Source organism: Streptomyces sp. NPDC012827 (assembly GCF_042900905.1).
Taxonomy (GTDB): domain Bacteria; phylum Actinomycetota; class Actinomycetes; order Streptomycetales; family Streptomycetaceae; genus Streptomyces; species Streptomyces gulbargensis.
This window is the reverse complement of the sequence record NZ_JBIBBY010000003.1, coordinates 495836-517512: the sequence shown is the minus strand read 5'-3', so window position 1 is coordinate 517512 and position 21677 is coordinate 495836. Positions and strand designations below refer to the sequence as shown.

Genomic DNA, 21677 nt, shown 5'->3' with positions numbered 1-21677 from the left:
GTCGCCCCCTAGCGGGCGGCGGCCGATCGTGTTTAGGTGCCTCTGACCGAGTTCTTATTGACAGTGCTGACAGCCAGCTCACGGGGGAGTGGTTCCGCATGCCCGCTGGAGGGTTCTGCAAGCTGCCGGGAGGCAGTGTCGTCGTCGCGATAGGGCTGCCCAGCCCGGCCGGTGACGGGGCCACCGTCCGCTTCCTGGTGCACGCCGCCAACCGGGCCCGCGCCCTGACCCGGCTGCGGAACCTGGGCCTGCGGGCCGTCTACCTCCGGGGCAACACCGAGCCGCCCACCCCCGACGAGATCACCGCGGTCCTCCACCACCCCGAGGGCCTGCTGTGGCGAGCCACCCGCCACGAGCTGTGGCACCCGGTCCGCACCCTCCCCAGGGCCCCGGCGGCCTGAGACCGCCGCGCGCCCCGTGACACCCGGTCCGCACCCTCCCGAAGCCCCCGGCGGCCCGGGGGATTCCCGTCCGGCCTCAGGCGACGACCGGCTTGCCCGAGAGCCGCACGCCGGCCGCGCGCAGCTCCTCCAGGGCCCGGTCCGTCGTCTCGCGGGCCACGCCGGCCGTCAGGTCGAGCAGCACGTGGGTGACGAAACCCTCCCGGGCCGCGTCGAGCGCCGTGGCCCGCACGCAGTGGTCGGTGGCGATGCCCACCACGTCGACCTCCGAGACGTTCCGGGCGCGCAGCCAGTCGGCGAGCGTGTCCCCGTTCTCGTCCCGGCCCTCGAAGCCGCTGTAGGCGGCGTCGTACGCGCCCTTGTCGAAGACGGCCTGGATCGCGCCGCTCGCGACGGCCGGCGCGAAGTTCGGGTGGAAGCCGACGCCCTCCGTCCCGGCCACGCAGTGCACCGGCCAGGAGGTCACGTAGTCGGGCGCCTCGCCCGCCGGGGCGAAGTGCGCGCCCGGGTCGATGTGGTGGTCCCGGGTGGCCACGACGTGCTGGTACGCGGCGCCCGCCGCCTGGCCGACCAGGTCGGTGATGGCGGCGGCGACGTCCGCGCCCCCCGCGACCGCGAGGCTGCCGCCCTCGCAGAAGTCGTTCTGTACGTCCACAACGATCAGTGCGCGGTGCATGGCGGCTGTCCTTAGCGGGTCGGAGGGGGAGCGTTTCGAGCCTAGAGACTTCCCCCTCCGTTCGGGAGGGGGCGTTCCGCCCGGGGCCGGGGCGGCCGGGTACGGACGGAACGGGAACGGACACGGGTACGGCGGTACGGGTACGGCCACGGGCGCCGGTGCGGCGGCCCCCCGGTCGCCGCCGTACCCCGCGTGCCGTCAGGTCACACGTACTCCGTCGGCAGCACCGGCTCGCCGCGCGAGAGCTGCATCGCGGACATCGGGAGCCCGGCGCGGGCCGCGATGTGCCGGGCGCGGGCCGCCTCCAGGGGCTCGCGGGCCACCACGTCACCGCCCTTGACCAGCTCGACCAGGAGCTGCTCCTCGGCGAGCTCCGGCGGCACCGGGCCGGTGCCGACGACCTCCGCCTCGGCGATCCCGTCCGCGTCCCGCCGGCGCGCCGCCCACTTGCGGCCGCCGACCGAGGCCTTGCCGCCCAGGGACTTCTTCGCCACCGGCACGAGCGGCGCCTTCGGGTCGGCCGAACCGGCCCGGGCGACCAGCTTGTAGACCATGGAACCGGTCGGGTGGCCGCTGCCGGTGACCAGCTGGGTGCCGACCCCGTACGCGTCCACGGGGGCCGCCGCCAGGGAGGCGATGGCGTACTCGTCCAGGTCGGAGGTGACCACGATCTTGGTGTCCCGGGCGCCCAGCTCGTCCAGCTGCGCCCGCACCCGGTGGGCGACGAGCAGCAGGTCGCCGGAGTCGATGCGGACGGCCCCGAGCTCGGGCCCGGCCACCTCGACGGCGGTGCGGACGGCCTCGGTCACGTCGTAGGTGTCCACGAGGAGCGTGGTGCCCCGGCCCAGGGTGTCGACCTGGGCGCGGAAGGCGTCCCGCTCGCTGTCGTGGAGCAGGGTGAAGGCGTGGGCGGAGGTCCCGACGGTCGGGATGCCGTAGCGGAAGCCCGCGGCGAGGTCGGAGGTGGAGTCGAAGCCGCCGACGTAGGCGGCGCGGGCGGAGGCGACCGCGGCCAGCTCGTGGGTGCGGCGGGCGCCCATCTCGATGAGGCGCCGGCCGCCGGCCGCGGCCGACATGCGGGAGGCGGCGGCCGCGATGGCCGAGTCGTGGTTGAGGATGGAGAGGATCACCGTCTCCAGGAGGACGCACTCGGCGAAGGAGCCCTCGACGCGCAGCACGGGCGAGCCGGGGAAGTACACCTCGCCCTCGGGGTAGCCCCAGATGTCGCCGGAGAAGCGGTAGCGGGAGAGCCACTCGAGGGTGGGCTCGTCCACGATGCCGCGCTCGCGCAGGAAGCCGAGCACGCCCGGGTCGAAGCGGAAGTTCTCGACGGCGTCCAGGACCCGGCCGACGCCCGCGAGGACTCCGTAGCGGCGCCCCTCGGGCAGCCGGCGGGTGAAGACCTCGAAGACGGAGCGGCGGTCGGCGGTACCGGCCCTGAGGGCCGCCTGGAGCATCGTCAGCTCGTACTGGTCGGTGAAGAGGGCGGTCGACGGCACGTCCACCGGGAGCCCAAGGTCCGCAGCGTTCATGTCAGCGATGCTAGCGCAGAAATCGTCAGAGTGACGATTTCTGTTCCGGGCGCCGCCCCGTTTGTGCGACGGCCCCCCCGAGGTGGCAGCATGGGGTGAGTGAGCGTCGCGCCTGTCGAGATCGAACGTACGGAATCCGCCGAGGAGGTCTCCGCGGTCGTCGAACCCGACGTGCCCTGGGTGACCCTCGTGCACAACGATCCGGTCAACCTGATGAGCTATGTCACCTACGTCTTCCAGACGTACTTCGGCTACTCCAAGGACAAGGCGCACAAACTCATGCTCGACGTGCACCACAAGGGCCGCGCGGTGGTCTCCAGCGGCACCCGCGAGGAGATGGAACGGGACGTGCAGGCGATGCACGGGTACGGCCTGTGGGCGACCCTCTCGCAGGACCGCGGCTGATGGCCGGGCACTTCGAGGCGATCGCCGGCGGAGGCGCCGCCGTCGCGCTCGACGAGGTCGAGATCTCCATCCTCCGCTCCCTGGCGGTCCAGCTCCTGGAGCTGATCGGGCCGGGCGAGGAGCCCGACGCGGACGCCGACCCGCTCGCCGCGCTGTTCGCCGAGGGCCCGAGCGAGCCCCCGTCCGACCCGGCGCTGCGGCGCCTCTTCCCCGACGCGTACGGGGACGACAGCGAGGAGCTGCGGGCCGCGGCCGCCGACTTCCGCCGCTACACCGAGAACGACCTGCGCGCCCGCAAGCGCGAGGACGCCCTCGTGGTCGTCCGGGCCATGGACGCGCTCTCGGCCGAGGCGCTGGGCGAGGGCGGGGCCGTCCTCAAGCTCACCCCCGGCGAGTCGAGGGCCTGGCTCGGCACGCTCAACGACCTCCGGCTGACCATCGCCACCCGGCTGGAGATCACCGAGGACGAGGAGAGCGAGCGGCTGTACCGGCTGCCCGACTCCGATCCGCGCAAGCCGATGGTCATGGCCTACCTCTGGCTGGGAGCGCTCCAGGAGTCCCTCGTCGAGACCCTGATGCCCTGACCCACCGCCCGCCCCGGGGCACTGTTCGCTCAGCGGACGCTCAAATCCGGATAACGAATGCGTTACTCGGCCGCCCCGGTTTGCTCTGTTGAGCTCCTTTTGTCCGTCTTTTTGTGTGGCCCGCGCCACACCGGTCTCCGCCGATCACGGTGAACGCCGTGATAAATCTTCACGACCACTCGGGCACGCCACCCCTGTTCCCGAGGGCGCTTGGACCGGCTGACCGCCGGTGGCACTCCATCCACATCCGGGGGGATCAGGACCTGATCCGCAGCAGACGCAGCCGAGGCTGCCGCGCGGACCAGCATGGAGAAAGGCGCACCACCATGACCTCAGTGCAGGTCGACAAGCAGCACGACGGCACCGACGGGGCCGTGGGCGGCGACGAGGGCTACCAGCGAGGCCTCGGCGCCCGGCAGATCCAGATGATCGCCATCGGCGGTGCCATCGGCACCGGCCTCTTCCTCGGTGCGGGCAAGGCCATCCACAAGGCCGGCCCGAGCCTGATCCTGGCCTACGCCATCGCGGGCCTGGTCATCTTCTTCATCATGCGCGCCCTGGGCGAGCTGCTGATGTACCGCCCGGTCTCCGGCTCCTTCTCGGAGTACGCCCGCGAGTTCGTCGGCCCCTTCGCCGGCTTCGTGACCGGATGGACGTACTGGCTGTTCTGGGTCGTCACCGGCATCACCGAGGTGACGGCGGCCGCCACCTACATGACGTACTGGTGGGACATCCCGCAGTGGATCTCCGCCCTCGTCTTCACCGTGATCCTCTACGGCGCCAACCTGATCTCCGTGAAGCTCTTCGGTGAGCTGGAGTTCTGGTTCTCCATGGTCAAGGTCACCGCCATCATCGGCATGATCCTGATCTGCGCCGGCATCCTCACCGTCGGCTTCTCCGACGCCGGCGACACCGCCACCGTCGCCCACCTGTGGAACCAGGGCGGCTTCTTCCCCAACGGTGTCGGCAGCACGCTGATGACCCTGCAGATCGTCATGTTCGCCTTCCTCGCCGTGGAGCTGGTCGGCGTCACCGCCGGCGAGTCCAAGGACCCGAAGACCGTCCTGCCCAAGGCCATCAACACCGTGCCGTGGCGCATCGCCGTCTTTTACGTCGGCGCCCTGATCATGATCCTGTCGGTCGTGCCGTGGACCGAGTTCAAGCCGGGCATCTCCCCGTTCGTCGCCGCCTTCGAGAAGATGGGCCTCGGCGTCGGCGCCGCCATCGTCAACTTCGTGGTGCTGACGGCCGCCCTGTCCTCCTGCAACTCGGGCATGTACTCCACCGGCCGCATGCTGCGCGACCTGGCCCTCAACGGCCAGGGCCCGAAGGTCTTCACCCGCCTCACGAAGAACGGCACCCCGCTCCTCGGCCTGACCTTCTCCGCCGCCCTCATGCTCGTCGGCGTCTGGATCAACTACGTCGCCCCGGGCAAGGCCTTCGAGTACGTCGTCTCCTTCGCGACCATCTCCGGCATGTGGGCCTGGATCATGATCCTCGTCTGCCAGATCCGCTACCGGGCCAAGGCGAACCGCGGCGAACTCCCCGAGTCCACCTTCAAGGCCCCGGGAGCCCCGTACACGAGCTGGTTCGCGCTCCTCTTCATCGGCATGGTCATCGTGATGATGGGCGTCGACGAGGGTGCCCGCACCGCGCTCTACTGCGCCCCGGTCTGGGGCCTGATCCTCGGCGTCTCCTACCTGGTCCTCCGGGCCCGCAACCCCGAGGGCGCCGCCTTCGCCAAGCGGTCCTGACCTGCAACGTCTCGCCATTCGGGCCGTTCCGTACCGAACTCCGGTACGGGACGGCCCGTCTGCTTATCCTGTCGTCATGCTGACCATCACCCGGGCCCTGTACGACCAGATCGTGGAACACGCGCGCGAGGACCACCCCGACGAGGCCTGCGGCGTCGTCGCCGGCCCGGCCGGCAGCGGCCGCCCCGAGCGCTTCATCCCGATGCTAAACGCGGCGCGGTCGCCCACCTTCTACGAGTTCGACTCCGCCGACCTGCTCAAGCTCTACCGCGAGATGGACGACCGGGACGAGGAGCCCGTGATCATCTACCACTCGCACACCGCGACCGAGGCCTACCCGTCCCGCACGGACATCTCGTACGCCAACGAGCCGCAGGCCCACTACGTCCTCGTCTCCACCGCCGACACCGACGGCGCGGGCCCCTTCCAGTTCCGCTCCTTCACCATCGTCGACGGCGTGGTCGAGGAGGAAGAGGTCGAGATCGTCGAGGCCTACGCGTAACCGGGGCCGCGCGCCCCGGTCGCCGGGGCCCGCGCGGGAGGCGGCCGGATCAGCCCGCCGTCGTCCGGAAACGCGCCGCGTACGCGGAGGGCGTCACCCCGACGTGCCGGGCGAACGCCCTCCGCAGGCTCTCGTCGCTCCCGAGCCCGCTGCGCGCCGCCGCCCCCGTCACGCTCGCCCCGCCCTCCAGGAGCAGCCGGGCCGCCTCCACCCGCACCCGCTCCACGTACGCCGCCGGCGTCACCCCCGTCTGCTCGCGGAACAGCCGGGCGAGATGCCGTACCGACACCCCCGCCCGCCGGGCCAGGGCAGGCGCGCCGTGGTCCGCCGCCGGATCGGCCACCACCGCGTCGAGCAGCGGCCGCACCACCGGATGCCGGGTCGGGGGCGTCCGCGAGGCCGCCGAGAACTGCGACTGCCCGCCCGGCCGCTGGAGGAAGACCACGAGGTCCCGGGCGACCGCCCGCGCCGCCTCCGGCCCCCGGTCCTCCTCCACCAGGGCCAGACAGAGATCGATCCCGGCCGTCACCCCGGCCGAGGTCCACACCTCCCCGTCCCGTACGTGGATGGCGTCCGGCGTCACCTCCGCGCCCGGGAACCGCCGGGCCAGCTCCGCCGCGTGCTCCCAGTGCGTCGTCGCCCGCCGCCCGTCGAGCAGCCCCGCCGCCGCCAGCGCGAACGCCCCCGTGCACACCGAGGCCACCCGTCCCGCCCGGCCCGCCAGCTCCGCCACCCCCGGCGCCGCCGCCACGCACCGCTCCACGTCCACGGCGCCCGGCACCACCAGCGTGTCCACCGCCCGTACCTCCGCGGCGGCCAGGTCCGCGCCGATCCGCAGCCCGCAGGAGGTCACGACGTCCCGGCCGTGCGGGGTGCAGACCCGCACCCCGTAGCCGGACCCCGCCGTCGCGAACACCTCCAGCGGCGCGGAGACGTCGAGCAGCCGCACCCCGTCGAACGCCGTCACCACCACTACGTGCCCCGTCACCGTCATGGTCCGATTCTGTGGGAAGCCCGTCCGTGAGGACATGGCGGGGGCCCGGCCCCGGACGCGAACCTTGAGCCATGAACCCGCTCTCGCTGATTCCCGACACCGCCCTCGCCGCCGACGCCACCGCCCTCGTCCGGGACACGGCCGGCGAGCTCGTCTACCACCACTCCCGCCGCGTCTACCTTTTCGGCGCCCTCCAGGGCCGCGCCCGCGGCCTCGCCCACGACCCCGAACTCCTCTACGTGGGCGCCCTCTTCCACGACCTCGGCCTCGGCGGGAAGCACCGCGACAGCGGCCGCCGCTTCGAGGTCGACGGCGCCGACGAGGCCGCCGCCTTCCTCCGCGCCCGCGGCCTGGACGAGGACGCCGTCCGCCGCGTCTGGACCGCCATCGCCCTGCACACCACCCCCGGGATCCCGGAGTTCATGGAGCCCGAGGTCGCCCTCGTCACCGCGGGCGTCGAGTACGACGTCCTCGGCATCGGGTACGACGAACCCGGCCTGGTCACCCCAGAGGAGCGGGCCGCGATCGTCGCCGCCCACCCCCGCCCCGACTTCAAGAACCGCATCCTGGCGGCCTTCGCCGAAGGCATCGCGCCCAAGCCCGGCACCACCTTCGGCAACGTGAAGGCCGACGTCCTGCGCCACTTCGTCCCGGGCTTCGTCCCCGGCGATTTCGTCACCACGATCCGCGAGTCGTCCTGGCCCGAGTGAGAAAGGGGGCAGGTGGAGCGGGCACCGTCCGCTAGCCGAACGCGATCTGTCCGCCAGGTGAGATCACATTCCGGAACCCGGACCGGGAATCGATACGATGACCCCATGGTTTCCCACGACGTGAGCGAAGAGAACCCGGGCACACCCCTGCTCGTGGCACGCCTGCACGTCGACCTGTGCCGCCTCGCCAGCGCGATGTGTACGACCCGCGCTGCGCTCCAGTAGACCGGCCGAGCGCACCTCACCCCGTACGACCCCGCACGCGCGGGGCCCCACCCGCGCGCCACCACGCCACCACGCCCCTTCCGACAGGAGCCCACGCCATGGCCATCGAGGTCCGCATCCCGACCATCCTCCGCACCTACACCGACGGCGCCAAGGCCGTCGAGGGCAGCGGCGGCACCCTCGCCGAGCTCTTCGCCGACCTGGAGTCCCGCCACGCCGGGATCGAGGCCCGCATCGTCGACGGCGACAAGCTCCGCCGCTTCGTCAACGTCTACCTGAACGACGAGGACGTCCGCTTCCTCGACGGCATCGACACCAAGCTCACCGACGGCGACAACGTCACGATCCTGCCGGCCGTCGCCGGCGGCATGGTCTGATCCACATGCGCTACGACTCCCCGCTGGCGGCGGTCGGCAACACCCCGCTGGTCCGCCTCCCCCGGCTCTCGCCCTCGGACGACGTCCGCATCTGGGCGAAGCTGGAGGACCGCAACCCCACCGGCTCCATCAAGGACCGCCCCGCGCTCCACATGATCGAGCAGGCGGAGAAGGACGGCCGGCTCACCCCCGGCTGCACCATCCTGGAGCCGACCAGCGGCAACACCGGCATCTCGCTGGCCATGGCCGCCCGGCTCAAGGGCTACCGCATCGTCTGCGTCATGCCCGAGAACACCAGCGAGGAGCGGCGCCAGCTGCTCGCCATGTGGGGAGCCGAGATCATCTCCTCCCCGGCGGCGGGCGGATCGAACACGGCCGTACGGGTCGCCAAGGAGATCGCCGAGAAGAACCCCGACTGGGTGATGCTCTACCAGTACGGAAACTCCGGCAACGCGGGCGCCCACTACGCCACCACGGGCCCCGAGATCCTCGCCGACCTGCCGTCCATCACGCACTTCGTGGCCGGCCTCGGCACCACGGGCACGCTCATGGGCGTCGGCCGCTACCTGCGGGAGCACAAGCCGGACGTCAGGATCGTCGCCGCCGAGCCGCGCTACGACGACCTCGTGTACGGCCTGCGCAACCTGGACGAGGGCTTCGTCCCGGAGCTGTACGACGCCTCGGTCCTGACCACCCGGTTCTCCGTGGGCTCCGCCGACGCGGTCACCCGCACCCGCGAACTCCTCCAGCTGGAGGGCATCTTCGCGGGCGTCTCCACCGGGGCGGCGCTCCACGCGGCGATCGGCATGGGCCGCAAGGCGGTCAAGGCGGGCGAGCGCGCGGACATCGTCTTCGTCGTCGCCGACGGCGGCTGGAAGTACCTCTCGACCGGCGTCTACACGGCCGCCACCACCGAAGAGGCCATCGAGACCCTGCAGGGCCAGCTCTGGGCCTGACGGTGACGAGGGGCCCGGCTCCCCGGAGGACCGGCGACCCCCAGGGGCCCGGGGCGCCCGACGCGCCCCGGGCCCCTGCCGTACCGCCTGCCGCCGTCCCGCCCCCCCCGGGTCACCGTGCCAGGTGACGCACCTGGTCCCAGACCACCGGGTCCGCCGTTCCCGCTCGCCGGCGGAAGTCCGCGACCGGCACGTCCCGCAGCTCGTCCGTCTCCAGGAAGCTCGGCCGCCCCCGCGCGTCCCCCACGGCCCCCGGCGGCAGCGCGATCACTCCCGGCCGCTCGTCGTGGTACCTGCTGGTGATCTTGGCGACGAGCGCGCTGTCGCCCCGTACCGCGAGCACCAGGCAGGGCCGGTCCTTCGAACCGGGACCGTCCTCGAAGGGCACGTCCGCCCACCAGATCTCCCCGGCCCGCGGCAACCGCGCCGGCCGGTCCGCCGGGCGGGGCCCGGTCCCCGGCGCCGTACGGCCCGGCGCGCGGCCGGAGGGGCGGGTGCGCCCCGGCGGGCGGCGCGAGGACCGCTTCCATCCGTCCGCGACCGCGACCACCAGCGCGAGCACGACGACCGCGAGCAGCGCGGGCCACCATGACGTGTCCATACCCCATGACGTTACCGGCGCGCGGCCCGCACCGCCGGACCGGTCCGCCATCCATCCGAACCGGTGACAGAGCCCGTGAGTTCGCCCACAACGGGCCGTCACGGAGGAGCTACAGGCCCGGGTGAGCCTTACGCTCGACAGACCGCACGACCTCCCCCTCCCTCAGCGCGCTATTTCCGCACCCGTCCACGGAGGTTCACGCTCCATGAAGCTCACCGTCGTCGGCTGCTCCGGGTCGTTCCCGTCCGCGGACTCGGCCTGTTCGAGCTACCTCGTCGAGGCCGACGGCTTCCGGCTGCTTCTCGACATGGGCAACGGCGCCCTGGGCGAGCTGCAGCGCCACATCGGTCTGTACGACCTCGACGCGATCTTCCTCAGCCATCTGCACGCGGACCACTGCATCGACATGTGCGCGTACTTCGTGGCCCGCTACTACCGGCACGAGGGCGGACGCTGCGACGCGCTCCCCGTCTTCGCCCCGGAGGGCGCGGAACAGCGGCTGACCACGGCGTACGCGGACACGCCGTCCCCGACCTCGATGAGCGAGGTCTTCGACTTCCACACGCTGAAGTCGGGGAGCAGCTTCGAGGTGGGCCCGTTCTCCGTCCGTACGGAGAAGGTCTGCCACCCCGTCGAGGCGTACGGCATCCGGATCGAGCACGGCGGCCGTTCGCTCACGTACTCCGGTGACACCGGGGTCTGCGACGCGCTGCACGACCTCGCGGACGGCACCGACCTCTTCCTGTGCGAGGCCTCCTTCACCCACGGCAAGGAGGACGTCCCCGACCTCCACCTCAACGGCCGCGAGGCCGGCGCCCACGCCGCCCGCGCCGGTGTGGGCCGCCTCGTCCTCACCCACATCCCCCCGTGGACGGACGCCGCCCGGAACCTGGCGGACGCGCGCGAGGTGTACGACGGCCCGTCGGAACTGGCCCGCCCGGGCGCGGTCTACGAGGTCTGACGCGCGGCCCCCGGCACACGGGGAAGGCCCCGGAACCTGGAACGGTTCCGGGGCCTTGTGCCGTACGGGGGAGGGACTCACGCCTTGGTGAGGTCCTCGACCTCCTCCTCGGGCTCGCGGCCCGGGGTGGGGAGGTTGAACTTGGTGATCGCGAAGCGGAAGACCACGTAGTAGACCGCCGCGAAGACGAGACCGATGGGGATGATCAGCCACGGCTTGGTCGCGAGGTTCCAGTTCAGCAGGTAGTCGATGCCGCCCGCGGAGAAGGTGAACCCGGCGTGGACGCCCAGGGCCCAGGTGACGGCCATCGACACGGCGGTCAGGACCGCGTGGACCACGTACAGGACCGGCGCGATGAACATGAAGGTGAACTCGATCGGCTCGGTGATACCGGTGACGAACGAGGTCAGGGCCAGGGAGACCATCATGCCCATGACGGCCTTGCGGCGCTCGGGGCGGGCGGCGTGGGCGATGGCGATCGCGGCGGCCGGCAGACCGAACATCATGATCGGGAAGAAGCCCGACATGAAGATTCCGGCGCTCGGGTCACCGGCGAAGAAGCGGTTCAGGTCACCGTGGACCACCTTGCCGGCGGCGTCGGTGAAGTCACCGATCTGGAACCAGGAGACGGTGTTCACGAACTGGTGCATGCCGACGGGGATCAGACCGCGGTTGATGAGGCCGAAGAGACCGGCGCCGACGGCGCCCAGGCCCGTCATCCACTCGCCGAAACTGGAGATGGCGTTGCCGATCGGCTCCCAGACCAGGCCGAACACGACACCGACGAGGGTGCCGACGAAGGCCATGATGATCGGGACGAGGCGGCGGCCGTTGAAGAAGCCGAGCCAGTCCACGAGCTTGGTGCGGTGGAACCGCTGCCAGATGACGGCGGAGATGAGACCCATGAGGATGCCGCCGAGGACACCCGGGTTGTTGTACTTCGCGGCGATGTCCTCGCCCGGCTGGATGACGGCCTCGGCGACGGGGAAGGCCTTCAGCACATTGCTGTAGACCAGGAAGCCGACGAGCGCGGCGAGGGCGGTCGAGCCGTCCGCCTTCTTCGCGAAGCCGATGGCCACGCCGATGCAGAACAGCAGCGGCAGGTTGTCGAAGACGGCGCCGCCCGCGGTGGCGAAGACGGAGGCGACCTTGTCCCATCCCAGGCCGTCCTTGCCGAAGACGTCGGGCTGGCCGAGACGGAGCAAGATACCCGCGGCCGGCAGCACGGCGATCGGCAGCTGCAGGCTGCGACCGACCTTCTGCAGGCCCTGGAACAGGCCGGATCCGCGCTTCTTCGCGGGAGCGGCGGCCTGGGCGGTGGCCGTACTCATCAACTTCCTCCAGTTGGGCAAGGCGCCGCCAGAGGACAGGGGAAAGGGGGTGACGGCGGCGTCTCGGGGGAACGCGGTGGACTACCGCGTGGTCTACACCAATGAGTGGTGTAGACCAGTTTTAGCACGTGGGACTTAGATAAGGAACCTGTGAATTCTGTGGGCTCGGCCATAGCCGGAACAGCATGACAAAAGCCCCCGGAACCAACGGCTCCGAGGGCTTCGGAAAGGTGTGCGGCGCCCGCTACGGCTTCGTGGCGTCCCTCTCCGCCTCCCGCTCCACCTCCTCGGGCTCACGGCCCGGCGTCGGGACGTCGAACTTCGTGATGATCAGCCGGAACAGCACGTAGTACACGACCGCGAAGCCCAGGCCGATCGGGATGATCAACCACGGCTTGGTGTCCAGATGCCAGTTCACGACGTAGTCGATCAGGCCCGCCGAGAAGCTGAAGCCCGCGTGCACCCCGAGCGCCCAGGTGATCGCCATCGAAGCGCCCGTGAGCACCGCGTGCAGGCCGTACAGCAGCGGCGCCGCGAACATGAAGGAGAACTCCAGCGGCTCCGTCACGCCCGTCACGAAGGAGGTCAGGCCCACCGAGATCATCAGGCCCGTCACCTCCTTGCGCCGCTCCGGCCGGGCGCAGTGCGCGATCGCCAGGGCCGCCGCGGGCAGACCGAACATCATGATCGGGAAGAAGCCCGACATGAACTGCCCCGCCGACGGGTCCTCCGCGAAGAAACGGGTCAGATCGCCCTGCACCACCGTGCCGTCCGGCTTCGTGTACTCACCGGCCTGGAACCAGAAGAAGGTGTTGAGGAACTGGTGCATGCCGATCGGGATGAGCAGCCGGTTCGCCAGCCCGAAGATGGCGGCTCCCCACGCCCCGAGATCGATCAGCTGCTTGGCGAACCACGTCAGCGCGTCACCCACCGGCTCCCACAGCAGCCCGAACAGCACGCCGAGCACCACGCACAGGAACGCCATCATGATCGGCACCAGCCGGCGGCCGTTGAAGAAGCCCAGCCAGTCCACCAGCTTGGTGCGGTGGAACCGCTGCCAGATCACGGCCGTGAGCAGGCCGATGAGGATGCCGCCCAGCACGCCCGGATTCTGCGCGACCCCCTCCGGGACCTCCTCCGTCACCGTCCCCTCGCGCGGGAAGGCCTTCAGGACGTTGAAGTAGACGAGGAACCCGACCACGGCGGCCAGCGCCGTCGAACCGTCCGCCTTCTTCGCGAAACCGATCGCCACCCCGATGCAGAAGAGGAGCGGCAGACCGAAGGCCCCGTCCAGGATCGCGGTACCGCCCTGCATCAGGACCTTCGACGTCTTGTCCCAGAAAGCGCCGTGCAGATAGGCGGAGAAGAGGTTGCCGAGACTCACCAGCAGACCGGCCGCCGGCAGCACCGCCACCGGCAGCTGCAGGCTGCGGCCCACCTTCTGCAGACCCTGGAAGAGGCCGCCGCGCCAGTTCTTCCCGCGCGCCGGGGCGGCGGCACTGTCGGTGCTCATCGGCGTCCTCCCATTCCCGGAACAAGCCGGGTCCGCATCTCGTTGCACACTGGTGTAGACCAGTTGCGATAGGCTCCGGAAGCCCGCAGGGGCAGGCCGCCGATGATCGTCATCCTTCGGCAGAACGGCGGCATGCGCTCGCGAAGTTGGGCCAACCGTGGGTTACCGTGACGAAGCGGACCACCGGTGCGCCGAGACGCGCGTTCTGCGAACGGAACGGACAGGGAGAAACACATGGCCAGCAAGGCTGAGAAGATCGTCGCCGGGCTCGGCGGCATCGACAACATCGAAGAGGTCGAGGGCTGCATCACCCGCCTCCGCACCGAGGTCAACGACGCCGGCCTCGTCGACGAGGCCGCCCTCAAGGCCGCCGGCGCCCACGGCGTCGTCAAGATGGGCACCGCCATCCAGGTCGTCATCGGCACCGACGCCGACCCCATCGCCGCCGAGATCGAAGACATGATGTGAGCGCCTGACGCGCACCGGCAGGGCCCGTTCCGGCAGGGGAACGGGCCCTTCCTCGCGTACGGCTACGCTCGTCCCATGTCTCGTATCGACGGCCGTACCCCCGAACAGCTCCGCCCCGTCACCATCGAACGCGGATGGAGCAAGCACGCAGAGGGCTCCGTCCTCATCTCCTTCGGCGACACCAAGGTCTTCTGCACCGCCTCCGTCACCGAGGGCGTCCCCCGCTGGCGCAAGGGCAGCGGCGAAGGCTGGGTCACCGGCGAGTACTCCATGCTCCCGCGCTCCACCAACACCCGCGGCGACCGCGAGTCCGTCCGCGGCAAGATCGGCGGCCGCACCCACGAGATCTCCCGCCTCATCGGCCGCTCCCTGCGCGCCGTCATCGACTACAAGGCCCTCGGCGAGAACACCATCGTCCTCGACTGCGACGTCCTCCAGGCCGACGGCGGCACCCGCACCGCCGCCATCACCGGCGCCTACGTCGCCCTCGCCGACGCCATCTCCTGGGCCCAGGGCAAGAAGCTCGTCAAGCCCGGCCGCAAGCCGCTCACCGGCACCGTCTCCGCCGTCTCCGTCGGCATCGTCGGCGGCGTCCCCCTCCTCGACCTCTGCTACGAGGAGGACGTCCGCGCCGACACCGACATGAACGTCGTCTGCACCGGCGACGGCCGCTTCGTCGAGGTCCAGGGCACCGCCGAGGCCGAGCCCTTCGACCGCGCCGAACTCAACGCCCTGCTCGACCTCGCCGCCGCCGGCTGCGCCGAGCTCACCGACCTCCAGCGCAAGGCCCTCGACGCAACCCTCTGAGGGCCCCACGGCGTCCTCACCGACAACGGACAGCGGGCGCACGGTCACCACCCGATACGATCCGTGCGCCCGATGCCATGTCATGTACAGGGGAGGACCCACACGTGAAGCCTCGACCGACGAAGCGACGCCTCGCACTCGCCGTGGCCACGGCCGCCGCGCTCACCACCGTCCTGAGCGGCTGCGGAGCCCTCGACAAGGCCATGGACTGCGTCAAGACCGCCGAGGCCATAGCCACCTCCGTCAACAAGCTCGAGCAGGCCGTCTCCAGCGCCTCCAACGACCCCGCCCAGATCGAGGAAGCCCTCAACTCCATCTCCACGGAGCTCGGCAACCTCAAGGACACCACCGACAACGCCGACCTCTCCAAGGCCGTCGACGACCTCGGCAAGGGCGTGGACACCGTCCGTACCGCCGTCAAGAACGGCGACACCACCCCCGACATCAAGCCCGTCACCGACGCCGCCACCGAGATCGGCAAGGTCTGCACCCCGTAGATACTGGGGACATGACCCGTCTGATCCTCGCCACCCGCAACGCGGGCAAGGTCACCGAACTCCGCGCGATCCTCGCCGACGCAGGCCTCGGCCACGAACTCGTCGGCGCGGACGCGTACCCCGAGATCCCCGACGTCAAGGAAACCGGCGTCACCTTCGCCGAGAACGCCCTGCTCAAGGCCCACGCGCTCGCCCGCGCCACCGGCCTCCCCGCCGTCGCCGACGACTCCGGCCTCTGCGTCGACGTCCTCAACGGCGCCCCCGGCATCTTCTCCGCCCGCTGGTCCGGCACCCACGGCGACGACCGCGCCAACCTGGACCTGCTGCTCGCCCAGCTCTCGGACATCGCCGACGAGCACCGCGGCGCCCACTTCGCCTGCGCCGCCGCCCTCGCCCTCCCCGACGGCACCGAACGCGTCGTCGAGGGCCGCATGGAGGGCACCCTCCGCCACCGTCCGGCCGGCACGAACGGCTTCGGCTACGACCCGATCCTCCAGCCGGAGGGCTACGACGTGACCTGCGCCGAACTCACCCCCGAGGAGAAGAACGCGATCAGCCACCGCGGCAAGGCGTTCCGGGCGCTGGTGCCGGTGGTACGGGAGCTGGTGGGCTGAGCGGTTCAGCAAGAGCCCGCCACCTTTGATCCGAAGGTGAGCGGGCTCCTCGACTGGTGCGCCCGGTCGGATTTGAACCGACAACACGTGGCTTCTAAGGCCACTCTCTCTGCCGTGTTGGAGTACGGGCGCGAGGGACGTCCTCACTTTACCCGTTGCCCTCCGCGACACCAGGTCGTGGTGACCGCATGGCAGTTGGGGCACAGCAGCCGCAGATTCTCGCGCCGGTCGTCCTGCCAGTCGCCGTTGATGTGGTCGACCTCCAGCGTCATCGGGTCGCCGAGCCATTTGGTGCCAACGCCGCACTCGGCACACTCCTCCGGTACGCCCACCTCGCGCAGTGCGCGGCGCAGAAGACGGGCCTTCGTCCGCTGCTTGCCGTGATGCCGGACGAGAATCTCCTCAGAACGTCTGACCGGAGTCGGTCCCGGCTTACCCCGCTGGTGTGCCTGGCCCAGGAAATGAGCGGTGCTGAGGCCGTCTTCCGCCGTCCATTGCCGGAAGAGCGCGCGCATCTGGCCGCTGGGCGGCTTGCCCAGGGCGCGGAGGGCCCCGGCCGCGGAGGTCGCGCCTTCGACCGCACGCCGGAGTTCTTCCGCCGCTGGACGAGAGGGGCGCCTCCCTCGCCGTCGGCGGGGTGGAAAGTGTGAGATGTCGATGCCGTACTCGGTGAAGCGCCGCAGCAGATGGCGCTCCAGGTTGCCGTAGGGGCGGGTGCCCAGGAACGCGATGACCTCGTGCATGCCGGAGCACTCTGCCGCCGCCTCGGTCAGCAGCTCGCGTGTGTACCGCACTGCGGTCATCGGGCCCGCCCCTTCCCGCGCCCCCGGTAGTTGTCCGTCGCCGAGTGGCAGTTGGGGCAGAGGAATCGCAGGTTCTCGATGCGGTTGTCGCGCCAGTCGCCGTTGATGTGATCGATCTCCAGCCGCAGGGGACGGCTACGCCAGACGCCTTCGTTGCCGCACCTCGCGCACCGCTTCCGTACCCCGGCCTGCGTCATCGCCCAGGAGAGACGATCGCTCGGGATCCGTCGGGCGTCCGGGCCGGTCTGCCGCACGAGGAGGCCCTCAGGCGAGCGCGGACGCCATGGCTTGCCCTGCTGGGACGGGGGCCGGAAGTGCGAGACGTCGATCCCGTACGCCTTGACGCGCCGGCTGATGTGCGTGTGCTGCCCGCCCACGACCTCCACACCCAGTCGCCGCAGCACGTCGCACATGTTCGTGGAGGACGCGACCGCCTCCGCCAGCACCTCCCTCGTCCACCGCACCCCCTCCCGCTCGAAGTGCGACGTGTCGACCCCCAGCGCTCGCATCCGCCGGAGCACGTACGACCGTGTCCCGCTCCGCGGGTCCGCCCCCAGCCGCTCCAGTGCCTCCGTCGGCGTCCGCGCGCCCCGCGCCGCCGCCTCCAGTCGTTCCTTCGTGTACGCGCTCGTCCCCATGACACCAACCCCACCCCTTGTACGGATCTCGTACGGGCCAACGAGCCGAATATCGGACGGTCACGTCATATCGCGTACGAAAAGCGGAACGGCCCGCACCCCCTGGCGCGGGGGGCGGGCCGTTCCCGGGAAGGAGGGCGTCAGATGCCCAGGTCACGGATGATCTTCGCGACGTGGCCGGTGGCCTTGACGTTGTAGAGGGCGCGTTCGACCTTGCCCTCCTCGTCGACGATCACCGTGGAGCGGATCACGCCAGTCACCGTCTTGCCGTAGAGCTTCTTTTCGCCGAAGGCGCCGTACGCCTCCAGGACCTTCTTGTCGGGGTCGCCGACCAGCGTGACCTTGAGGTTCTCCTTCTCGCGGAACTTCGCCAGCTTCTCCGGCTTGTCCGGGGACACGCCGATCACGTCGTAGCCCGCGCCCGCCAGGACGTCGAGGTTGTCGGTGAAGTCGCAGGCCTGCTTGGTGCAGCCGGGGGTGAGGGCGGCCGGGTAGAAGTAGACGATGACCTTGCGGCCCTTGTGGTCCGCGAGGGAGACCTCGTTGCCGTCCGCGTCGGGCAGGGTGAAGGCGGGGGCGGTGTCGCCGGGCTGCAGTCGCTCGCTCATGGCTCTCCTCGGAAGTTCGCGTACGCGATCAGAGCCTAATGGGGGTCGGAGGCGGCCCCCGGCGGGTGGAGCTGACAGACTGTCCGTCAACGACCGGATCACGACCACGGAGGCAGCGCGGTGTCGGACGCCAGGACCCCTGCGCAGATCGAGGCGGACATCGTCCGCCGGCGCGAGCAGCTCGCCGTCACTCTCGACGAGATCGGCATGCGGATGCACCCCAGCACGATCGTCGGGGATGCCAAGGCCAAGGTCGCCTCGACCGTCGACGAGACCCTGGGGCGGGCCTACGTGTCCGTGAACCGGGTCGTCTCGGACGTGAAGGCACGTTTCATCGACGAGACCGGCGCTCCGCGTCCGGAGCGGGTCGTCCCGGTGGCCCTCGTCGCCGTCGCCGTGGTGGGGCTGCTCGTGGCCTCCTCCCGCAAGAGCAAGCGGTGACCCTTTGATGACCCCTCCCCGCGATGGGCGACACGCCCGGGCAGGTAGGTTCGGACCGTGAGCGAGAACACCCACGACAAGCTGCCCATCCGGATGCTTCATGACCGGGTCCTGGTCCGCACCGACACTCCCGAGGGGGAGCGGCGCTCCGGCGGCGGCATCCTGATTCCGGCGACGGCGGCGGTCGGCCGGCGACTGGCCTGGGCCGAGGTCGTCGCCGTCGGCCAGAACGTCCGTACGGTCGAGACCGGTGACCGGGTCCTGTTCGACCCCGAGGACCGTGCCGAGGTGGAGGTGCGCGGTGTCGCGTACGTCCTGATGCGGGAGCGCGATCTGCACGCGGTCGCCGCGGACCGTTTCCAGGGCACCTCCGACTCGACGGGTCTGTATCTGTAGCGGGTCCTTCCGGGCCGCGGGGGTCCGGACGGCCGAAGGCCCCGGTGACCACTGTCACCGGGGCCTTCGGTCGTACTTGTTAGCCTGGGGGGACCCCGACGAGACGCGCCGTACCGGGTTGACGCAAAGACGACGCACCCCTTGTTGATCCGTCTCGCGGAGGTGTTGTCGTCATGGCCTGGATCCTGCTGATCGTCGCCGGTCTGCTGGAGGTCGCCTGGTCGATCGGGATGAAGTACACGGAGGGTTTCACCCGGCTCTGGCCGAGTGTCCTCACCGGCGCGGGGATCGTCGCCTCCATGGTTCTGCTGTCGCAGGCGGCCAGGACGCTGCCGATCGGCACCGCGTACGGCGTGTGGGTCGGGATCGGTGCGGCCGGCGCGGCGGTGTTCGGCATGGTGGTGCTGGGGGAGCCGGCGACCGCCGCCCGGATCTTCTTCGTCTGTCTGCTGCTGGTCGCCGTGGTCGGTCTCAAGGCGACGTCGGGTCACTGACCGGGGTGGGCCGTCGGGGCGGGGGGCGGTCCGGCTGCCATGCCCGCTCCGGCTGCCATGTCTTCGCCGGGTGGTGTGCCGTCCGTGGGGGCCGTGGCGGGGTCGGCCGCCGTTCCGGGCGGCCCGGCGGCCGCCGCCGGGCCGGTTTCGGTTCCCGTTCCGGGTTCGGCCGCCGCGCCCGCCTCGATGGTTCGGCCTTCCCCGGGGGTCTCCCAGTCGTCCGGGGCCTCGTGCCCCGGCGGCACGTCGGGGAGCGGCTCCACTCCGGGCATGAGCCGCAGGTCGAACTCCTTCGGCGCCGTTCCGGCCAGGGCGTCGCGGGTGAAGCGGGCCCAGATCTCGGCGGGCGGCCCGCCGCCGTTGACCCGGGGCAGGCCCAGTGCTCCGTACAGGGGTTCCTGGCGGCCGGTGGCCGGGTCCTGTCCCATGAGGGCGACGACGGTGGCCAGCTCGGGGGTGTAGCCGGCGAACCAGGCGGCCTTGTCGTCCTCCGCGGTGCCGGTCTTGCCGGCCGCCGGCCGTCCCGCCGCCCGCGCCGCCGTGCCCGTACCGGATTCGACGACGCTGCGCAGGACGGCGGTGGTGGTGTCGGCGGCCTCCCGGCCGACGACCTGCTCGAGGTCTCCCCGGGGCAGGGCGACGGCGTCGCCGTCCTTGGTGACGGCGGCGACGAGGCGGTAGGGGCCGCGTCTGCCGTGGGCGGCGAGGGTCGCGTACGCCCGTGCCATGTCGAGCACGCTGGCGGTGGCCGGGCCGAGGGCGATGGACGGGGAGGCGGTGAGGTCGGGGGTGCTGCCGGGCAGGCCGAGGGCGACGGCGGTGTGCCGGACGCGGGCGGGGCCGACGTCGACGGCCATCTGGGCGTAGACGGCGTTGACGGACAGGTCGGTGGCGGTGCCGACGGGGATCTCGCCGTAGCTGGTGTCGTCCTCGTTGGCGGGGTCGTAGGGGCCGCCGTTCCAGCCCTGCACGGGTCGGCGGTTGGTGCCGTCGTAGAGCGTGTGCGGGGTGATCGGCTCGCCGTACTGGGTGCGGGCGCCGTGCTGCAGGGCCGCGGTGAGGACGAAGGGTTTGAAGGTGGAGCCGACCTGGTAGTCGCGGCGGGTGGCGTTGTTGACGTACTGCCGGGTGTAGTCGATGCCGCCGTAGAGGGCGAGGACGTGGCCGCTGGTGGGTTCGACGGCGGCGGCTCCGACCCGTACGTGCCGGTCGGCGGGGTTGTTCTCCGGGTCGAGGCGGTCGATGACGCGGTCCTCGACGGCGCGGACGAGGGCGTCCTGCTTGGCGCGGTCCAGGGTGGTGGTGATCCGGTAGCCGCCGAGGGCGAGTGCTTCCCGGTCGAGGACGCCCTGGCCGGTGAGGTACTGCTCTACGGCCTTGACGAGGTAGCCGCGCTGGCCGGACAGGCCGGAGAGGCCGCCGCCGGCGGCGGAGGCGGGGAGCGGATCGGGGAAGCGGGCGGTGGCGCGCTCGGCGCGGGTGAGCCAGCCCTCCTTGACCATGCCGTCGAGGACGTAGTGCCAGCGGGCGACGGCGGTGGCCCGGTTCTCGGGGCGGGTGGTGACGTCGTAGGCGCTGGGGGCCTTGAGGAGGGCGGCGAGGTAGGCGCCCTCGGCGGTGCCGAGCCGGTCCACGTCCTTGCCGTAGTAGGCGCGGGCGGCGGCCTGGAGGCCGTAGGCGTTGCGGCCGAAGTAGCTGGTGTTCAGGTAGCCCTGGAGGATCTCCTCCTTGCTGGCGGCGCGTTCGAGTTTGATCGCGATGAAGAATTCCCGGGCCTTGCGGGTGAGGGTCTGCTCCTGGCCCAGGTAGTAGTTCTTCACGTACTGCTGGGTGATGGTGGAGCCGGACTGGCGGCCTTTGCCGGTGAGGGTGTTCCAGGCGGCGCGGAGCATCGCCTTGGGGTCGACGGCGCGCGAGGTGTGGAAGTCGCGGTCCTCGGCGGCGAGGACCGCGTGGCGTACGGGCTGGGGGATCCGGTCGAGCCGGACGTTCTCGCGGTTGACCTGGCCGCCGCGGGCGAGGGGGGTGCCGTCCCGGTAGAGGTAGACGTTCGCCTGGGCGCGGGCGGCGGCGTTGGCGGGCGGGATGTCGATGAGGAGGTAGCCCGCGGTGAGGGCGCCGGCGAGGAGGAGGACGCCGAGCAGGGACAGTTTCAGGAGCAGGGTGAGCAGCCGCCGGACCGGGCCGCGCCGGGTGGGCGGGGCGGTCGGGGGCCGGTGGCCGGGTGCGGGGGGCGGGGGAAGGGTGGGGTCCCTGGGTTCCCAGCCCGCGGTGTCCGGCCGGGGGGATTCGCTCGTGTCGGAGGAAGGGGACATGGCATCACATACTGCCCGGAATGACGTAAAAGTCCTGAATGCCACCCGAAGGTGACGGGAAATCCGCTCGCGGG

The 21677-nt window shown here is 71.2% G+C and carries 27 protein-coding genes, 1 tRNA gene and 1 riboswitch; of the genes, 17 read left to right on the top strand and 11 right to left on the bottom strand.

All coding sequences use genetic code 11. The features are described 5' to 3' along the window. Window positions 1-98: 98 nt before the first annotated feature. Window positions 99-401: a hypothetical protein gene (locus ACFY60_RS08925; protein WP_388609065.1), complete on the top strand. Its 303-nt coding sequence runs from the start codon at window positions 99-101 to the stop codon at window positions 399-401. 76 nt (window positions 402-477) lie between these two features. Here the strand turns inward: ACFY60_RS08925 and ACFY60_RS08920 are convergent, their stop codons facing one another. Together ACFY60_RS08920 and ACFY60_RS08915 are read right to left on the bottom strand one after the other, a co-directional pair. Then, window positions 478-1077: an isochorismatase family protein gene (locus tag ACFY60_RS08920; RefSeq protein WP_309052540.1), complete on the bottom strand. Its 600-nt coding sequence runs from the start codon at window positions 1075-1077 to the stop codon at window positions 478-480. A gap of 203 nt (window positions 1078-1280) precedes the next feature. Then, window positions 1281-2609, bottom strand: coding sequence for a nicotinate phosphoribosyltransferase (locus ACFY60_RS08915; protein ID WP_309052541.1), 1329 nt, complete (start codon window positions 2607-2609; stop codon window positions 1281-1283). A 99-nt stretch (window positions 2610-2708) separates the two neighbouring features. Between ACFY60_RS08915 and clpS the strand changes: the two genes are divergently transcribed. The 4 genes from clpS (at window position 2709) to ACFY60_RS08895 (ending at window position 5854) form a co-directional block, all read left to right on the top strand. Further along, the gene (clpS, locus tag ACFY60_RS08910) at window positions 2709-3014 is read left to right on the top strand and encodes an ATP-dependent Clp protease adapter ClpS (protein WP_309052542.1); all 306 of its coding nucleotides are present in this window, start codon (window positions 2709-2711) and stop codon (window positions 3012-3014) included. Continuing rightward, window positions 3014-3598 (top strand): DUF2017 domain-containing protein, encoded by a 585-nt coding sequence (locus tag ACFY60_RS08905; RefSeq protein ID WP_388609062.1) that lies wholly within the window; start codon window positions 3014-3016, stop codon window positions 3596-3598. The genes clpS and ACFY60_RS08905 overlap by 1 nt, the downstream gene beginning before the upstream one ends. Window positions 3599-3924: 326 nt before the next feature. Then, a complete protein-coding gene (locus tag ACFY60_RS08900) occupies window positions 3925-5352 on the top strand; it encodes an amino acid permease (RefSeq protein ID WP_388609060.1) in 1428 nt (475 codons plus the stop codon). Window positions 5353-5428: 76 nt separating this feature from the next. Then, on the top strand, window positions 5429-5854 hold the full coding sequence (locus ACFY60_RS08895; RefSeq protein ID WP_388609058.1) for a Mov34/MPN/PAD-1 family protein: 426 nt from the start codon (window positions 5429-5431) through the stop codon (window positions 5852-5854). 49 nt (window positions 5855-5903) lie between these two features. Here the strand turns inward: ACFY60_RS08895 and ACFY60_RS08890 are convergent, their stop codons facing one another. Beyond that, window positions 5904-6848 carry a GlxA family transcriptional regulator gene (locus ACFY60_RS08890; RefSeq protein WP_388609056.1) on the bottom strand — a complete coding sequence of 315 codons (945 nt, stop codon included), beginning with the start codon at window positions 6846-6848 and terminating at the stop codon, window positions 5904-5906. Window positions 6849-6919: 71 nt separating this feature from the next. Between ACFY60_RS08890 and ACFY60_RS08885 the strand changes: the two genes are divergently transcribed. The 4 genes from ACFY60_RS08885 (at window position 6920) to ACFY60_RS08870 (ending at window position 9116) form a co-directional block, all read left to right on the top strand. Continuing rightward, the gene (locus ACFY60_RS08885) at window positions 6920-7558 is read left to right on the top strand and encodes an HD domain-containing protein (protein ID WP_388609054.1); all 639 of its coding nucleotides are present in this window, start codon (window positions 6920-6922) and stop codon (window positions 7556-7558) included. A gap of 105 nt (window positions 7559-7663) precedes the next feature. Further along, on the top strand, window positions 7664-7783 hold the full coding sequence (locus ACFY60_RS08880) for a putative leader peptide (RefSeq protein ID WP_388609053.1): 120 nt from the start codon (window positions 7664-7666) through the stop codon (window positions 7781-7783). A gap of 98 nt (window positions 7784-7881) precedes the next feature. Further along, window positions 7882-8160, top strand: a complete 279-nt coding sequence (locus ACFY60_RS08875) for a MoaD/ThiS family protein (protein WP_309052547.1) — start codon at window positions 7882-7884, stop codon at window positions 8158-8160. A 5-nt stretch (window positions 8161-8165) separates the two neighbouring features. Further along, window positions 8166-9116, top strand: coding sequence for a PLP-dependent cysteine synthase family protein (locus ACFY60_RS08870; RefSeq protein ID WP_388609051.1), 951 nt, complete (start codon window positions 8166-8168; stop codon window positions 9114-9116). Between the two features lie 112 nt (window positions 9117-9228). On the opposite strand, the gene ACFY60_RS08865 is transcribed toward ACFY60_RS08870, so the two are convergent. Further along, entirely contained in the window at window positions 9229-9717 is a 489-nt protein-coding gene (locus tag ACFY60_RS08865; RefSeq protein ID WP_388609049.1) for a type II toxin-antitoxin system PemK/MazF family toxin, read from the bottom strand. Between the two features lie 205 nt (window positions 9718-9922). Between ACFY60_RS08865 and ACFY60_RS08860 the strand changes: the two genes are divergently transcribed. Next, a complete protein-coding gene (locus ACFY60_RS08860) occupies window positions 9923-10678 on the top strand; it encodes an MBL fold metallo-hydrolase (protein WP_388609048.1) in 756 nt (251 codons plus the stop codon). A gap of 77 nt (window positions 10679-10755) precedes the next feature. On the opposite strand, the gene ACFY60_RS08855 is transcribed toward ACFY60_RS08860, so the two are convergent. Both ACFY60_RS08855 and ACFY60_RS08850 read right to left on the bottom strand, forming a co-directional pair. Beyond that, the gene (locus ACFY60_RS08855; protein WP_386335513.1) at window positions 10756-12009 is read right to left on the bottom strand and encodes a PTS transporter subunit EIIC; all 1254 of its coding nucleotides are present in this window, start codon (window positions 12007-12009) and stop codon (window positions 10756-10758) included. A 244-nt stretch (window positions 12010-12253) separates the two neighbouring features. After that, the gene (locus tag ACFY60_RS08850) at window positions 12254-13522 is read right to left on the bottom strand and encodes a PTS transporter subunit EIIC (RefSeq protein ID WP_388609046.1); all 1269 of its coding nucleotides are present in this window, start codon (window positions 13520-13522) and stop codon (window positions 12254-12256) included. A gap of 186 nt (window positions 13523-13708) precedes the next feature. On the opposite strand from ACFY60_RS08850, the gene ACFY60_RS08845 reads away from it, so the two are divergent. The 4 genes from ACFY60_RS08845 (at window position 13709) to rdgB (ending at window position 15908) form a co-directional block, all read left to right on the top strand. Beyond that, on the top strand, window positions 13709-13990 hold the full coding sequence (locus tag ACFY60_RS08845; RefSeq protein ID WP_388609044.1) for a glucose PTS transporter subunit EIIB: 282 nt from the start codon (window positions 13709-13711) through the stop codon (window positions 13988-13990). 75 nt (window positions 13991-14065) lie between these two features. Continuing rightward, the gene (rph, locus tag ACFY60_RS08840) at window positions 14066-14797 is read left to right on the top strand and encodes a ribonuclease PH (RefSeq protein WP_309052873.1); all 732 of its coding nucleotides are present in this window, start codon (window positions 14066-14068) and stop codon (window positions 14795-14797) included. A gap of 104 nt (window positions 14798-14901) precedes the next feature. Further along, window positions 14902-15294, top strand: a complete 393-nt coding sequence (locus ACFY60_RS08835) for a hypothetical protein (protein WP_388609042.1) — start codon at window positions 14902-14904, stop codon at window positions 15292-15294. 11 nt (window positions 15295-15305) lie between these two features. Then, entirely contained in the window at window positions 15306-15908 is a 603-nt protein-coding gene (rdgB, locus tag ACFY60_RS08830) for an RdgB/HAM1 family non-canonical purine NTP pyrophosphatase (RefSeq protein ID WP_388609040.1), read from the top strand. Window positions 15909-15962: 54 nt separating this feature from the next. Here the strand turns inward: rdgB and ACFY60_RS08825 are convergent. From ACFY60_RS08825 to bcp, 4 genes are all read right to left on the bottom strand, one after another. Further along, window positions 15963-16040: transfer RNA gene (locus tag ACFY60_RS08825), tRNA-Leu, on the bottom strand. An 11-nt stretch (window positions 16041-16051) separates the two neighbouring features. Continuing rightward, window positions 16052-16711: an HNH endonuclease gene (locus tag ACFY60_RS08820; RefSeq protein ID WP_388609037.1), complete on the bottom strand. Its 660-nt coding sequence runs from the start codon at window positions 16709-16711 to the stop codon at window positions 16052-16054. After that, the gene (locus ACFY60_RS08815) at window positions 16708-17349 is read right to left on the bottom strand and encodes an HNH endonuclease signature motif containing protein (RefSeq protein WP_388609035.1); all 642 of its coding nucleotides are present in this window, start codon (window positions 17347-17349) and stop codon (window positions 16708-16710) included. The genes ACFY60_RS08820 and ACFY60_RS08815 overlap by 4 nt, the downstream gene beginning before the upstream one ends. 140 nt (window positions 17350-17489) lie before the next feature. Then, a complete protein-coding gene (gene bcp, locus ACFY60_RS08810) occupies window positions 17490-17957 on the bottom strand; it encodes a thioredoxin-dependent thiol peroxidase (RefSeq protein WP_388609033.1) in 468 nt (155 codons plus the stop codon). A gap of 120 nt (window positions 17958-18077) precedes the next feature. Between bcp and ACFY60_RS08805 the strand changes: the two genes are divergently transcribed. The 3 genes from ACFY60_RS08805 to ACFY60_RS08795 all read left to right on the top strand — a co-directional run bounded on the left by ACFY60_RS08805 (window position 18078) and on the right by ACFY60_RS08795 (window position 19288). Then, window positions 18078-18398 carry a DUF3618 domain-containing protein gene (locus ACFY60_RS08805; RefSeq protein WP_388609031.1) on the top strand — a complete coding sequence of 107 codons (321 nt, stop codon included), beginning with the start codon at window positions 18078-18080 and terminating at the stop codon, window positions 18396-18398. Between the two features lie 57 nt (window positions 18399-18455). Continuing rightward, complete coding sequence (locus ACFY60_RS08800) at window positions 18456-18794, top strand: co-chaperone GroES (protein ID WP_345281773.1); 339 nt, start codon at window positions 18456-18458, stop codon at window positions 18792-18794. A gap of 78 nt (window positions 18795-18872) precedes the next feature. Further along, window positions 18873-18933: riboswitch (guanidine-III (ykkC-III) riboswitch) on the top strand. A 34-nt stretch (window positions 18934-18967) separates the two neighbouring features. After that, the gene (locus tag ACFY60_RS08795) at window positions 18968-19288 is read left to right on the top strand and encodes a DMT family transporter (RefSeq protein ID WP_388609030.1); all 321 of its coding nucleotides are present in this window, start codon (window positions 18968-18970) and stop codon (window positions 19286-19288) included. On the opposite strand, the gene ACFY60_RS08790 is transcribed toward ACFY60_RS08795, so the two are convergent. Beyond that, a complete protein-coding gene (locus ACFY60_RS08790; protein ID WP_388609028.1) occupies window positions 19282-21603 on the bottom strand; it encodes a transglycosylase domain-containing protein in 2322 nt (773 codons plus the stop codon). The genes ACFY60_RS08795 and ACFY60_RS08790 overlap by 7 nt on opposite strands. Between the last annotated feature and the right edge of the window lie 74 nt (window positions 21604-21677).

What these genes read in the sequence shown, in the direction of transcription:
- ACFY60_RS08880 (WP_388609053.1), top strand. Translation starts at nt 7,664, where the DNA reads ATGGTTTCCCACGACGTGAGCGAAGAGAACCCGGGCACACCCCTGCTC.
- bcp (WP_388609033.1), bottom strand. Translation starts at nt 17,957, where the DNA reads ATGAGCGAGCGACTGCAGCCCGGCGACACCGCCCCCGCCTTCACCCTG.
- ACFY60_RS08865 (WP_388609049.1), bottom strand. Translation starts at nt 9,717, where the DNA reads ATGGACACGTCATGGTGGCCCGCGCTGCTCGCGGTCGTCGTGCTCGCG.
- ACFY60_RS08905 (WP_388609062.1), top strand. Translation starts at nt 3,014, where the DNA reads ATGGCCGGGCACTTCGAGGCGATCGCCGGCGGAGGCGCCGCCGTCGCG.
- ACFY60_RS08890 (WP_388609056.1), bottom strand. Translation starts at nt 6,848, where the DNA reads ATGACGGTGACGGGGCACGTAGTGGTGGTGACGGCGTTCGACGGGGTG.
- rph (WP_309052873.1), top strand. Translation starts at nt 14,066, where the DNA reads ATGTCTCGTATCGACGGCCGTACCCCCGAACAGCTCCGCCCCGTCACC.
- ACFY60_RS08815 (WP_388609035.1), bottom strand. Translation starts at nt 17,349, where the DNA reads ATGGGGACGAGCGCGTACACGAAGGAACGACTGGAGGCGGCGGCGCGG.
- ACFY60_RS08870 (WP_388609051.1), top strand. Translation starts at nt 8,166, where the DNA reads ATGCGCTACGACTCCCCGCTGGCGGCGGTCGGCAACACCCCGCTGGTC.
- ACFY60_RS08850 (WP_388609046.1), bottom strand. Translation starts at nt 13,522, where the DNA reads ATGAGCACCGACAGTGCCGCCGCCCCGGCGCGCGGGAAGAACTGGCGC.
- ACFY60_RS08915 (WP_309052541.1), bottom strand. Translation starts at nt 2,609, where the DNA reads ATGAACGCTGCGGACCTTGGGCTCCCGGTGGACGTGCCGTCGACCGCC.
- ACFY60_RS08875 (WP_309052547.1), top strand. Translation starts at nt 7,882, where the DNA reads ATGGCCATCGAGGTCCGCATCCCGACCATCCTCCGCACCTACACCGAC.
- ACFY60_RS08855 (WP_386335513.1), bottom strand. Translation starts at nt 12,009, where the DNA reads ATGAGTACGGCCACCGCCCAGGCCGCCGCTCCCGCGAAGAAGCGCGGA.
- ACFY60_RS08820 (WP_388609037.1), bottom strand. Translation starts at nt 16,711, where the DNA reads ATGACCGCAGTGCGGTACACACGCGAGCTGCTGACCGAGGCGGCGGCA.
- ACFY60_RS08885 (WP_388609054.1), top strand. Translation starts at nt 6,920, where the DNA reads ATGAACCCGCTCTCGCTGATTCCCGACACCGCCCTCGCCGCCGACGCC.
- ACFY60_RS08925 (WP_388609065.1), top strand. Translation starts at nt 99, where the DNA reads ATGCCCGCTGGAGGGTTCTGCAAGCTGCCGGGAGGCAGTGTCGTCGTC.
- ACFY60_RS08920 (WP_309052540.1), bottom strand. Translation starts at nt 1,077, where the DNA reads ATGCACCGCGCACTGATCGTTGTGGACGTACAGAACGACTTCTGCGAG.
- ACFY60_RS08900 (WP_388609060.1), top strand. Translation starts at nt 3,925, where the DNA reads ATGACCTCAGTGCAGGTCGACAAGCAGCACGACGGCACCGACGGGGCC.
- ACFY60_RS08795 (WP_388609030.1), top strand. Translation starts at nt 18,968, where the DNA reads ATGGCCTGGATCCTGCTGATCGTCGCCGGTCTGCTGGAGGTCGCCTGG.
- rdgB (WP_388609040.1), top strand. Translation starts at nt 15,306, where the DNA reads ATGACCCGTCTGATCCTCGCCACCCGCAACGCGGGCAAGGTCACCGAA.
- ACFY60_RS08790 (WP_388609028.1), bottom strand. Translation starts at nt 21,603, where the DNA reads ATGTCCCCTTCCTCCGACACGAGCGAATCCCCCCGGCCGGACACCGCG.
- ACFY60_RS08895 (WP_388609058.1), top strand. Translation starts at nt 5,429, where the DNA reads ATGCTGACCATCACCCGGGCCCTGTACGACCAGATCGTGGAACACGCG.
- ACFY60_RS08860 (WP_388609048.1), top strand. Translation starts at nt 9,923, where the DNA reads ATGAAGCTCACCGTCGTCGGCTGCTCCGGGTCGTTCCCGTCCGCGGAC.